11 protein-coding genes are annotated in these 12,689 nt (G+C 61.2%); 5 read left to right on the forward strand and 6 right to left on the reverse strand.

Annotated features, from left to right (window positions below; translation table 11 throughout):
- The first annotated feature begins 21 nt into the window (after positions 1-21).
- Positions 22-2,967: an HD domain-containing phosphohydrolase gene (locus DKB71_RS25185; protein WP_408598146.1), complete on the forward strand. Its 2,946-nt coding sequence runs from the start codon at positions 22-24 to the stop codon at positions 2,965-2,967.
- On the opposite strand, the gene DKB71_RS25190 is transcribed toward DKB71_RS25185, so the two are convergent.
- Together DKB71_RS25190 and DKB71_RS25195 are read right to left on the reverse strand one after the other, a co-directional pair.
- Positions 2,968-3,450, reverse strand: a complete 483-nt coding sequence (locus DKB71_RS25190; RefSeq protein ID WP_408598148.1) for a GAF domain-containing protein — start codon at positions 3,448-3,450, stop codon at positions 2,968-2,970. It lies immediately after the preceding gene.
- Positions 3,447-4,337, reverse strand: coding sequence for an ATP-binding protein (locus DKB71_RS25195; RefSeq protein WP_408598150.1), 891 nt, complete (start codon positions 4,335-4,337; stop codon positions 3,447-3,449). Before DKB71_RS25195 ends, DKB71_RS25190 begins: the two co-directional genes overlap by 4 nt.
- 117 nt (positions 4,338-4,454) lie before the next feature.
- Here DKB71_RS25195 and DKB71_RS25200 point away from each other — a divergent pair, with 117 nt between their 5' ends.
- The gene (locus DKB71_RS25200) at positions 4,455-6,818 is read left to right on the forward strand and encodes a response regulator (protein WP_408598152.1); all 2,364 of its coding nucleotides are present in this window, start codon (positions 4,455-4,457) and stop codon (positions 6,816-6,818) included.
- Here the strand turns inward: DKB71_RS25200 and DKB71_RS25205 are convergent.
- The 3 genes from DKB71_RS25205 to msrB all read right to left on the reverse strand — a co-directional run bounded on the left by DKB71_RS25205 (position 6,802) and on the right by msrB (position 8,322).
- Entirely contained in the window at positions 6,802-7,263 is a 462-nt protein-coding gene (locus DKB71_RS25205) for a MarR family winged helix-turn-helix transcriptional regulator (RefSeq protein ID WP_274073041.1), read from the reverse strand. The genes DKB71_RS25200 and DKB71_RS25205 overlap by 17 nt on opposite strands.
- The gene (locus DKB71_RS25210; protein WP_323607034.1) at positions 7,260-7,745 is read right to left on the reverse strand and encodes a glutathione peroxidase; all 486 of its coding nucleotides are present in this window, start codon (positions 7,743-7,745) and stop codon (positions 7,260-7,262) included. The genes DKB71_RS25205 and DKB71_RS25210 overlap by 4 nt, the downstream gene beginning before the upstream one ends.
- A 181-nt stretch (positions 7,746-7,926) precedes the next feature.
- On the reverse strand, positions 7,927-8,322 hold the full coding sequence (gene msrB, locus DKB71_RS25215; RefSeq protein WP_274073039.1) for a peptide-methionine (R)-S-oxide reductase MsrB: 396 nt from the start codon (positions 8,320-8,322) through the stop codon (positions 7,927-7,929).
- A gap of 226 nt (positions 8,323-8,548) precedes the next feature.
- Between msrB and DKB71_RS25220 the strand changes: the two genes are divergently transcribed.
- Positions 8,549-9,760 (forward strand): pyridoxal phosphate-dependent aminotransferase, encoded by a 1,212-nt coding sequence (locus DKB71_RS25220; protein ID WP_034151309.1) that lies wholly within the window; start codon positions 8,549-8,551, stop codon positions 9,758-9,760.
- Positions 9,761-10,076: 316 nt separating this feature from the next.
- Entirely contained in the window at positions 10,077-10,967 is an 891-nt protein-coding gene (gene htpX / locus DKB71_RS25225) for a protease HtpX (RefSeq protein ID WP_008059113.1), read from the forward strand.
- Positions 10,968-11,156: 189 nt separating this feature from the next.
- On the opposite strand, the gene DKB71_RS25230 is transcribed toward htpX, so the two are convergent.
- Positions 11,157-11,810 (reverse strand): thiopurine S-methyltransferase, encoded by a 654-nt coding sequence (locus DKB71_RS25230; protein WP_274073038.1) that lies wholly within the window; start codon positions 11,808-11,810, stop codon positions 11,157-11,159.
- Between the two features lie 103 nt (positions 11,811-11,913).
- Between DKB71_RS25230 and DKB71_RS25235 the strand changes: the two genes are divergently transcribed.
- Entirely contained in the window at positions 11,914-12,681 is a 768-nt protein-coding gene (locus DKB71_RS25235) for a class III extradiol ring-cleavage dioxygenase (protein ID WP_274073037.1), read from the forward strand.
- The last annotated feature ends 8 nt before the right edge of the window (positions 12,682-12,689 follow it).

Below are 12,689 nucleotides of genomic sequence, written 5' to 3' on the forward strand. Positions count from 1 at the left end.
AACCATCACGGAGTGACCTGCATGCCCAGCCCACTGCGCCCGGATCAACGGCGATTTCCCCTGCACGTTCATATCAGCGTGATGTTCACTTTGCTGCTGTTGCTGACCGGGGTCGTGCTGGGCATTTTCCACTACCGGCAAACCACTCAGATCATTCTTTCGAGCAGCGAAAAGCTGTTCAGTCGAATCGAGCAGGATGTGCGCCTGGACCTGCACGCCACCTATGAGCCGATTCGGCATCTGTTGAGCCTGTTGCGGCACAACCCCGCAGCCCAGGCCCTCGACCTGCAACAGCGCCTTGCGCTGCTCCAGCCTTTCAGCCAGTCGCTCAAGGACAACCCCGACCTGGCTTCGTTGTACCTGGGATACGACAACGGTGACTTTTTCATGGTTCGCCCGCTGCGCACGCCAGACCTGAAAGCGCTGCTCAAGGCCCCGGATACCGCGGCCTACCAGGTATGGAGCATCGAGCGAAACAGCAGCGGCCAGGTGCATTCGCAATCCTTGTTTTTCGATCAGGACCTGACGCTCCTCGGTCGTCAGGACAATCTCGACGAAACCTATGATCCGCGTAGCCGGGCCTGGTTCACCAGTGCCAGCCAGGATGTCGACCAGATCACCACCGAACCCTACGTCTTTTTCTCGACCCACCATGTCGGCACCACCTTGGCACGGCGCAGCGGCGAGCATGCGGTGATCGCTGCCGACCTGACCCTGGCCGAGCTCTCGGCCACCTTGGCCAAACATGTGGTGACACCGGCGACCGAGATCGTCCTGTTCGATGCCCAGGGCAATGCCATCGCTTATCCCGACAGTCGTCGCCTGATCGTCGACGATCAAACCGCCCGCCTGGCCAAGGCCGCCGACCTGAGTCCCGCGCTGAAAACACTGCTCGACAGCCCCGGGGCCGGCAATCGCCTGACGGCCATGGGTCGTAGCTGGATCGTTGCCCGCAGCAGCATGCAGGAAGGCGGCCCCCAGGGGCTGCAACTGGCGACGCTGGTACCGGAAGATGAATTGCTCGCCGACGCCTATCGCATGCGCTGGCAAGGCGCGCTGATTACCCTGGCGACCCTGTTGTTGTGCGTGCCATTGGGATGGCTGACGTCCAGGATCCTGGTCAAGCCCCTGCGCGCCCTGGTGCAGGAGGCGGATGCCATTCGCAGCTTCGATTTCAATTTTCCCGCCGCCCGCCGCTCTCCGGTGCTCGAGGTCGACCAGTTGAGCCTGTCCATGGCGCGCATGAAAGACACCCTGGCGAGCTTCTTCCAGATCACCGACAGCCTGAGCGCCGAGACCCGGTTTGCCCCATTGCTGCAGCGGGTGCTGTTTGAAACGGTCAGGATTGGCCAGGCCCAGGCCGGCCTGATCTACCTGCGCGAAGGGGATGGCGATCTTATGGAACCCCAGGGCCTGGTGATCAACGACACGGCACAAGCCCTGTCTGCATTCCAGCTCAGCGCGCACGGACTTCATGATGCGCACAGCCCCGCCTGGCTGCAGCAGCTATCGACGGCCGATAACGTCGTCTCCCACCTGGGCTTCGAACAGGCGGGCGACCTGCAGAAAGTCCTGCTGGCAATGGCCTGTCCCCGGGTTCACCTGATCGGCATCCGCTTGCACAATCGTCACAACGAAACCGTGGGCCTGCTGGTGTTTCTGCTGGCCGACAGCGGCAACCAGAGCGACCTGGACAAACTGCGTCCCGACCGCATCGCGTTCCTGCAGGCGGTATCCGGTGCGGCCGCCGTGAGTATCGAAAGCCAGCGCTTGCAAGACCGGCAAAAACAGCTGCTGGACGCCTTCATCAAACTGCTGGCCGGCGCGATCGATGCCAAGAGCCCCTACACCGGTGGCCATTGCCAGCGAGTCCCGGCCCTGACACTGATGCTCGCCCAGGCCGCGGCCGCCAGCCAGGACCCGGCCTTTCGCGGCTATCAGCCCACGGACGATGAGTGGGAGGCGCTGCACATCGCCGCCTGGCTGCATGACTGCGGCAAGGTGACGACGCCTGAATACGTGGTCGACAAAGCCACCAAACTGGAAACCCTGAACGACCGTATCCACGAAATACGCACTCGCTTCGAAGTGCTCAAGCGCGATGCCTGGATCGACTATTGGCAAGCCATCGCCCAAGGTGGCGACGAGCAACAGCTGGCGCAACAGCGCGATGCCAGCCTTAGGGCGCTCGATGAGGATTTCGCCTTCATCGCCCACTGCAACCTGGGCGGCGAGGCAATGGCCGAAGCTGACCTGCAGCGTTTGCGCAGCATCGCGCAGCGCACCTGGACGCGAACCCTGGATGACCGGCTGGGTGTTTCCTGGGAAGAAAACCAGCGCCAGGCGCGTACGCCGGCACCCACGCTGCCGGTCCGCGAGGCGTTGCTGGCGGACCGGCCTGAGCACCTGTTCGAACGCGCCGAAGCCGAATTGATTGCCGAGGACAACCCCTGGGGTTTCAAGCTCGATGTCCCGCGCTACAAGTACAACCGCGGCGAGCTCTACAACCTGAGCATAACCCGAGGCACCTTGACCTCTGAGGAGCGCTACATCATCAACCACCACATGGTGCAGACGATCCTGATGCTCAGCCAACTGCCCTTCCCCGAACACCTGGGCAATGTCGCGGAGATCGCCGGCGGCCACCACGAAAAAATGGACGGCACGGGTTATCCGAAACGCTTGAAGCGTGAGCAGATGAGCCTGCCGGCGCGGATGATGGCGATTGCCGATATCTTCGAGGCGCTGACCGCCGCCGACCGCCCCTACAAGAAAGCCAAGACCCTGAGCGAAGCGCTGGGCATCATGGCCAACATGTGCCGGGATGCGCACATCGACCCGCAGTTGTTCGAGCTGTTCATCAACGCACAGATCTATCTGCAGTACGCCCGGCGCTTCCTCGATCCAGGGCAGATCGATGCCGTGGATACCTCAAGCCTGCTGGTCAAGGCAGGCTTGAAAGGCTGATCAGCAGTCGGTCAGGCGCATGAAGATAGCCGCCAGCTGCTCGATACCGGCCTGATCCTGCGCGGTGAAACGCGCCAGTTGCGGGCTGTCGAGGTCGAGTACGCCGATCAGGCGACCGTCCTTGACCAGGGGCACCACCAGTTCGCTGTTCGATGCACTGTCGCAGGCGATATGCCCGGCAAACGCGTGCACGTCTTCGACGCGCTGGGTCTGCAAGGTCGCCGCCGCCGTGCCGCACACACCCCGACCGAACGGAATCCGCACGCAGGCGATCTGCCCTTGAAACGGGCCCAGCACCAGCTCTTCGTTACGATTGAGGTAGAAGCCGGCCCAGTTCAAGCCCTCGAGCTGATTGAACAGGAACGCCGAAAACTGCGCGGCGTTGGCAATGAAATCGCGCTCGTCCGCCAGCAAGGATTCCAGCTGCGCGTGCAGCATGCCGTAGCCCTCGAGGCCCTGGCCGCTGTTTTGTAAATCGATCATGCCTTGTGCTCCAACAGTTTGAGCCCCACCCAATAGCGGGCAAATTGATACGCGCAACGTCCGTTGCGATTGCCCCGCCCGGTGGCCCAGCGCACCGCGAGGATGTCCAGCTCTTCGGTGCGTTGCCACGGCAGGCCGGCCTTGTCGGCCAACTGGCCGATCCAGTGCTCGACCACGTTCAGGAAGTGCTCCTGGGTGAACGGATAGAACGACAGCCACAGGCCGAAACGGTCCGACAGGGCGATCTTGTCTTCCACCGCCTCGCTGGGGTGCAATTCGCCATCGACGCGTTTCCAGTTTTCGTTATCGCTTTCCTTTTCCGGCACCAGGTGGCGACGGTTGGACGTGGCGTAGAGCAACACGTTGTCCGGCGCCTGTTCGAGCGAACCGTCGAGTACGCTCTTGAGTACGCGATAATCGCCTTCGCCCGACTCGAAAGACAGGTCATCGCAGAACAGCACGAAACGCTGCGGCAGCCTGGCGATCTGCTCGACCACCCGCGGCAAGTCCGCCAGGTGATCGCGCTCGATTTCAATAAGGCGCAGACCGGCCTGGGCGTGCTCGGCCAGCAAGGCGCGCACCAGCGACGATTTACCGGTGCCGCGCGAACCCCAGAGCAGCGCATGGTTGGCCGGCATACCATCGAGGAACTGGCGGGTATTACGCCCCAGTTGCTCAACCTGGCGATCGACGCCGATCAGGTCGCTCAGGCGCATGTCCAGGCTGACCTGCAGCGGCAGCAGAAAACCGCTGCGCCCCTCGCGCTGCCAGCGCGCAGCCAGGCAATGGGTCCAGTCGATGGCTTGCCGAGGGGTGGGCAGCAGCGGTTCGATACGGGCCAGAACGGCATCGGCACGTTCAAGAAAAGCATTCAATCGGGAATCCACGTCTTCTCCTCGGGCACGTTCACAGTAATGATGGCGATACAGACACGACATATAGCGTTCGATGAACGGTCAACCGCCCTATGGCAGGGCTCATGGGAACACCCTGCATGATCGACTATGCTTGAGCAGCGAAGGAAAACGGAAGTGATTCAGCACCCCATGGATATCAAGTTCACCAACCGCCTGTCTTACAAACAGGCGCGGCTCACCGTGCTGGTCGGTTTCGTCCTGGGTATGCTGCTCAGCGTGCTGCAAATAGGCATCGATTATGCCAGTGAAGACGCCTCCATCAACCGTGAAATACTGTCTCTGCTCGAAATCAGCCACAACCCCGCCTCGCGCATCGCCTACAACATCGACGCCGAACTCGCCCAGGAACTGACCCTGGGCCTGTTGCGCTCGCCCGCGATCATTGGTGCGAAACTGACCGACAACAACGGCAATATCCTGGCCAACGTCAAGCGTCCCGGCCTGCAAAGCGGCTATCGGGTATTGAGTGACCTGCTATTCGGGGCCAATCGGCAGTTCGAAGACCGCCTGTACCTGGATCATTTGCCCGACGAATCCCTGGGCACCCTGCAACTGGACGTCGACACTTACTCATTCGGTTACCGCTTCCTGCGCCGGGCCGAGGTCACCCTGATCAACGGTTTCGCCCGCAGCCTGCTGCTGAGTGGCATCCTCCTGGCGTTGTTCTACGTGATGCTGACCAAGCCGTTGGTGCGGGTCATCCGCGAACTCAGCGGCCGCGATCCGCGCAGTTCGGAGCCGACTTCCCTGGAATGCCCGGCGGGACACGCCAACGATGAAATCGGCGTGCTGGTGAAAGTTGCCAACCAGCAATTCGAAAACATCGCCACCGAAATCCAGCAGCGACGTAACGCCGAAAACCGCCTGACCGACTATCTTGCCCAGCTGGAAAACATCGTGTCGGCGCGCACGACCGAGCTCAAGGCCATCAATGCCCGGCTCAGTCAATCCAATCAGGAGCTGGAGGTCGCTCGCAGCACCGCCCTGGACATGGCCGAAGCGCGCTCGGTGTTCCTGGCCAACATGAGCCACGAAATCCGCACGCCCCTCAATGGCCTGCTGGGCATGATCGCGCTGTCGCTGGACGGCCCGCTGAATGCCGAGCAACAGCAACAGCTGGCCATCGCCCATGACTCGGGCAAAGTCCTGGTGGAGTTGCTCAACGATATCCTCGACCTGTCGAAATTCGACGCCGGCCAACTCGAACTCGAACACATCCCGTTCGACCTGGGCTCGCTGGTCGAAGACACCGCCAACCTGCTGTCGCAGAACGCCGCGCCGAGTGTCGAACTGACCTGCCTGATCGACCCGGACTTTCCTGCGCTGGTGCTCGGCGATCCGACACGGGTGCGGCAGATCGTCAGCAACCTGCTGTCCAATGCGCTCAAGTTCACCCGTTTCGGCCGGGTCGATGTGCGCCTGTCGACCTATAAGGATGGCGTCAGCATCGAAGTCTGCGACACGGGCATCGGCATCCCGCGGGAGGCTCAGGTCAAGATCTTCCAGCCCTTTACCCAGGCGGGTGCCGGGATCACCCGACAATTCGGCGGCACCGGCTTGGGCCTGGCCCTGACCTATAACCTGTGCGAAGCCATGCAAGGTCGCCTCACCATCAGTTCTGAAGCCGGTTTCGGCAGCCAGTTCTGCGCGCAACTGCCGCTGCCCAGTCATACCCGGGCACTGGCCCCGCCCCCCCTGCAGGGCAAAATCGTGGCAATTACCGCCGCCGGCAGCGGCCTGGCGGAACTGCTGAAAAGTGTATTGCCTGGTTGGGGGCTCGATTATCAACAGCGCACGATCGATGACTCATTGCTCGGACTGGACCCCGATGTGCTGATCACCGATTGCCCCGAGTGCCTGTTCAACCTGCGCCCCACCATCCGCGCGCCGATCCTGCTGGTGACCGCTTACGGCAGCTTCCTGCCCAGCGAAGAGGCCAGCGCCCTCGCCCCCTTGCAGCAGCAGGCCCGTCCTTTGGCACGCAATGCGCTACACCAGACCTTGCAGCGAATCCTCCTGGTGCAAACCGACACCCCCAGCGATACCCGGGTCGATGCCACCCTCGCGCAGCGCCGGGCGCGGGTGCTGCTGGTCGAGGACAACCCGGTCAACCAGTTGGTGGCCAAGGGCATGCTGGGCAAACTCGGTTGCGACGTGATCGTCGCCGCGCACGGCGCCGAAGCGCTGGATCAACTGGAGAGCCGCGATTTCGATCTGGTGCTGATGGACTGCAACATGCCGGTCATGGATGGCTATGAGGCCAGTCGGCAAATCCGTCGCAGCGGTCGCTGGCCGCAGTTACCCATCGTCGCCCTGACCGCCAACGCCATGTCCGAAGAGCGCGAACGCTGCCGTGCGGCGGGCATGAGCGACTACCTGGCCAAACCTTTTCGTCGAGAAGAGCTGGCCGCCCTGCTGGATGTGTGGATACCGGCTACGACAGCGCCTTGATCTGCCCCAACAAGTGATCCAGGCCGTCGCGCAGCTCATTCAGGCGATCCAGGTCCACGCCGCTGTCGCACAACAGGCGGGCCTTGAGCGGGCCGACCTGATCACGCAGCGCCGTGCCCTGGGGCGACAGGCTCAGGTGCACCTCCCGCTCATCCCGCGCCGAGCGCTGGCGCTGAACCAGCTGCAATTGCTCAAGACGCTTGAGCAACGGCGTCAGCGTGCCGGAATCCAGCGCCAGGCGTTCGCCCAGGGCCTTGACCGTGGGCTGCTCCGGGGCTGTTGCCTGCCATTCCCACAACACCAGCATCGCCAGGTACTGCGGGTAAGTCAGGCCCAACTGATCGAGCATCGGCTTGTAGGCGCGAATCACCGCCCGGGACGCGGCATACAGTTTGAAGCAGAGCTGGCTGTCGAGGCTCAGCGAATCAACGGACAAGGTGTTCATTTGAGCAGGGCTTCGATCTCGCTGCTCAAGTCCTGCGGCTTGGTCGCCGGCGCGAAGCGCTTGACCAACTGGCCGTCCTTGCCGATCAGGAACTTGGTGAAGTTCCACTTGATACCCTGGGAACCGAGCACACCCGGTGCACGCTTTTTCAACTGCACGAACAGTGGATGAGCGCCGTCGCCATTGACTTCGATTTTCTTGAACAGCGGGAAACTGACTCCGTAGTTGAGCTCGCAGAACTCGCTGATCGCCCCTTCGTTACCCGGCTCCTGCTTGCCGAACTGATTGCAGGGAAAGCCCAGCACCACCAGGCCCTGGTCCTTGTAGGTCTGCCACAGCTCTTCAAGGCCTTTGTATTGCGGGGTGAAGCCGCATTTGCTGGCGGTGTTGACCACCAGTACGGCTTTGCCAGCGTAATCCGCCAGGGTTTTCTGTTCGCCCTTGATGGTGGTGCAAGGGATGCTGAGGAGATTGTCGCTCATGATTGGGGTGCTCTAAATGGGGGGTGATTTGACAAACATAGCGAGCAATTGAATTGTGTGCAATGTAATTAATCGAGCGCCAAACCTGTAGGAGCCGGCTTGCTGGCGATCGGCACGCCGCGGTGTGTCAAATCCACCGCTATCGCCAGCAAGCCGGCTCCTACAGAGAATCGAGGTGATTTTATTCGCGGGGTACCAGGTCCAGGCACACGGAGTTAATGCAATAACGCAACCCGGTCGGCGGCGGGCCATCGGGGAATACGTGGCCCAAATGCGCGTCACACTTGGCGCAGACCACTTCGGTACGGATCATGCCGTGACTGACATCACGGATCTCGACCATCGCACTGTCACCGATCGGCGCGTAGAAACTCGGCCAGCCGCAGCCGGAATCGAACTTGGTCCTGGAGTCGAACAACGGCTCGTTGCAACAGATGCAATGATAGACACCATCGGTCTTGGTGCCGTTGTACTTGCCGGAAAACGGGCGCTCGGTGCCCTTGAGCCGGCAAACGTTGTACTGCTCGGGATCGAGCATGGCCTTCCATTCTTCCAGGGATTTTTCCAACTTTTCCATCATCACACCTCAGCAGCTGAAAAAGCCCGATCTGTACCTTTTCCACGGATCGGTCGGCACGTATGATTGCGCCTCGTCAAACGCCAGTCTGGCAGCCAGACCACGCGCATTCAAACGGATTTATGGGTGCTGCCTCTCAAGGCGCCAGGCCTGTGTGATAACGCAGGTTTCCCAGCACGGTTGTCCACACGCCGCCTGGATCGTTCATTTTCGGGAACACATCGCCATGCAGGTCAGCAAATCGAACAAGCTCGCCAACGTCTGCTATGACATTCGCGGCCCAGTGCTCAAGCACGCCAAACGCCTGGAAGAGGAAGGCCATCGCATCCTCAAGCTGAACATCGGCAACCCGGCGCCCTTTGGTTTCGAAGCGCCGGACGAAATCCTCCAGGACGTGATCCGCAACCTGCCGACCGCCCAGGGCTACAGCGACTCCAAGGGCCTGTTCAGCGCGCGCAAGGCCGTCATGCAGTACTACCAGCAAAAGCAGGTGGAAGGTGTCGGCATCGAGGACATCTACCTGGGCAACGGCGTTTCCGAGCTGATCGTGATGTCGATGCAGGCCCTGCTCAACAACGGCGACGAAGTGCTGGTACCGGCTCCCGACTACCCGTTGTGGACCGCCGCGGTGAGCCTGTCGGGCGGTAACCCGGTGCATTATCTGTGCGACGAGCAGGCCAACTGGTGGCCGGACCTGGCCGACATCAAGGCCAAGATCACCCCGAACACCAAGGCCCTGGTGATCATCAACCCGAACAACCCGACCGGTGCGGTGTATTCGAAAGAAGTACTGCTGGGCATGCTGGAACTGGCCCGCCAGCACAACCTGGTGGTGTTTTCCGACGAGATCTACGACAAGATCCTCTACGACGATGCTGTGCACATCTGCACCGCTTCGCTGGCGCCGGACCTGCTGTGCCTGACCTTCAACGGCCTGTCCAAGTCCTATCGAGTGGCCGGTTTCCGTTCCGGCTGGATCGCCATTTCCGGACCGAAACAACACGCCCAGAGCTACATCGAAGGCATCGACATGCTGGCCAACATGCGCCTGTGCGCCAACGTGCCGAGCCAGCACGCGATCCAGACCGCGCTGGGTGGCTACCAGAGCATCAACGATCTGGTGCTGCCGCAAGGGCGCCTGCTGGAACAGCGTAACCGCACCTGGGAACTGCTCAACGACATTCCCGGGGTGAGCTGCGTCAAGCCAATGGGCGCGCTATATGCCTTCCCGCGGATCGACCCGAAGGTCTGCCCGATCCACAACGACGAAAAGTTCGTCCTCGACCTGCTGCTCTCCGAGAAGCTGCTGGTGGTGCAAGGCACAGCCTTCAACTGGCCATGGCCCGACCACTTCCGCGTCGTGACCCTGCCGCGCGTCGATGACCTGGACATGGCCATCGGACGCATCGGCAATTTCCTCAAGTCCTACCGCCAGTAAGCGGCCTGTCACCGTGCGATGGCGGAAACATCGCACGGTGATTCATTCTGCAACACATGATTACGTCCTACCCATGACTGCTGCCTCGATGCCTGCGCAATGACACATTGCCTGGTCACGTCGAGTAACCACGGGCACCCAGCCGTCGGTGGCCTGACAAACAACTTCGCCGTCCCACGTCGGAAATGCCCTGCAACCAGCTACGCTTTTGCTGTAGGACACAGTTTGAAATAGTCACTTGGTTGAATACCCCGGTGCAGCACCTTATATACCCCGCAGTACGCTACATCTTTAGCATGAGGAGATTTCTACAACCATGATGCGCATCCTGCTGTTCTTGGCCACTAACCTGGCGGTCGTGCTGATTGCCAGCATCACCCTGAGCCTTTTCGGCTTCAACGGGTTCATGGCGGCCAATGGGGTTGATCTCAACCTCAATCAGCTGCTGATTTTCTGTGCGGTCTTCGGTTTCGCCGGTTCCCTGTTCTCGCTGTTCATCTCCAAGTGGATGGCGAAGATGAGCACCAGCACCCAAATCATCAGCCAGCCGCGCACGCGTCACGAGCAATGGCTGCTGCAAACGGTCGAGCAACTGTCCCGCGAAGCCGGGATCAAGATGCCCGAAGTCGGGATCTTCCCGGCCTATGAGGCGAACGCCTTTGCCACCGGCTGGAACAAGAACGACGCACTGGTCGCCGTCAGCCAGGGCCTGCTGGAACGTTTCTCGCCGGATGAAGTGAAAGCCGTCCTGGCCCACGAAATCGGCCACGTGGCCAATGGCGACATGGTCACCCTGGCGTTGATCCAGGGCGTGGTGAACACCTTCGTGATGTTCTTCGCACGGATCATCGGCAACTTTGTCGACAAGGTGATCTTCAAGAACGAAGAAGGCCAGGGCATTGCCTACTACGTGGCGACCATCTTCGCCGAACTGGTCCTGGGTATCCTGGCCAGCGCCATCGTCATGTGGTTCTCGCGCAAACGCGAATTCCGTGCCGACGAAGCCGGTGCCAACCTGGCCGGCACCGCCGCGATGATTGGCGCGCTGCAACGCCTGCGTGCGGAACAGGGCCTGCCGGTGCACATGCCTGACACCTTGAACGCCTTCGGCATCAACGGTGGCATCAAACAGGGCTTCGCCCGCATGTTCATGAGCCACCCGCCGCTGGAAGAGCGCATCGACGCACTGGCCCGTCGTCGCGGTTGAGCGTTTGCGAAGTAAACAAGAAGGCCCGCAGTGATGCGGGCCTTTTTTTGTCTGCTGATTTATGCGGTGCTATCAGGGCCCCTTCGCGAGCAAGCCCGCTCCCACAGTTGACCGAGTCATCAAGATGAATGAGGTCTCCTGTGGGAGCGGGCTTGCTCGCGAAGGGGCCGGCACTGGCGATACAACCTATCAGCTGGAAACCCGATACACCCGCTCCTCAAGCCGCGTAACGCCTGCCTCCAGAAACTTCCCGCTCTCGCTCAGCACATCCTGGTCTTCGAGGATTTTTAGTGTCCACGCAGCACCGAACAACCGCTGCACCTCTTCATCGAGCACGGCAAACGGCGGACCGGGCATCTGCGCCTGGTCGTAATCCAGCGTGATCAACAACCCAAGCGCATCCTTCGGCACAATCCGCGTCAGGTGCGCGGCGTATTGCTCACGCATGGGCGGCGGCAGCGCAATCAGCGCGGCGCGGTCGTAAACAGCGGCGCAATCGGCCACATCACCAGCCGTCAGGTCGAAAAAGTCACCGCACCACAGCTCGATCGAGCCTGCCCGATAGACCTTGAACGGGCCCTGCTCACTGACATCAGGGTCGAAATGGTGCTCATTGAAGAAGTCCTCGATGGCCTTCTCCGACAACTCGATGCCCAACACCTCATGGCCTTCGCGGGCGAGCCACAACAAATCCAGGCTCTTGCCGCACAACGGCACCAGCACGCGAGCGCCGTCCTCCACACCCAACTGCGGCCAAAACCGTTGCAGATAAGGATTAACTTGCGGCAAGTGAAAGCCGATCTGATTCGACGCCCACTTCTTGTGCCAAAACTCCGGCTGCATAAATAACCCCGAAAATTCGATCAAAACACCCTAAAACTTATATTAGATTTAGATCAATGATCTGACAGAAGATGACGCCATCTTAACTCCCAGGAGCTCATCCATGTTCCCCAGCCTGTACATATCCCATGGTTCGCCGATGCTGGCCCTGGAACCGGGCGCCAGCGGACCGGCCCTGGCTCGCCTGGCCGCAGAGATGCCCAGGCCGGATGCCATCGTGATTGTCTCCGCACACTGGGAAAGCGATGAACTGCTGGTGGGCGGCAACCCGCAGCCGGACACCTGGCATGACTTCGGCGGTTTTCCAAAGGCTTTGTTCGAGGTGCAATATCCGGCTCCTGGTAACCCCGGGCTGGCCGAACAGGTGGTCGAACTGTTGCGCGCCAGTGCCCTTCCCGCCCGCATCGACAGCACACGACCGTTCGACCATGGCGTCTGGGTGCCGCTGTCGTTGATGTATCCCCAGGCCGACATCCCGATTGTCCAGGTTTCACTGCCTACTCGAGGCGGCCCGGCCTTGCAGGCCCGTGTGGGCCAGGCGTTGGCCGGCTTGCGCGAACAGGGTGTGCTGTTGATCGGTTCCGGCAGCATCACCCACAACCTGCGAGAGCTGGACTGGCATGCCGGCCCGGAGAGTGTCGAACCCTGGGCCCGGGAATTTCGCGACTGGATGATCGACAAGCTCGCGGCAAAGGATGAGGCCGCCCTGCACGACTATCGCCGGCAGGCACCGAACGCCGTGCGCAACCATCCCAGCGATGAACACTTGCTGCCGTTGTACTTTGCCCGCAGTGCCGGCGGCCAATTCAGCATTGCCCACCAGGGGTTCACCCTGGGCGCGCTGGGCATGGACATCTACCGTTTCGGATAGGCCCGCAG

It is taken from the genome of Pseudomonas sp. PLMAX (genome assembly GCF_046042685.1).
Taxonomy (GTDB): Bacteria; Pseudomonadota; Gammaproteobacteria; order Pseudomonadales; family Pseudomonadaceae; genus Aquipseudomonas; species Aquipseudomonas putida_AE.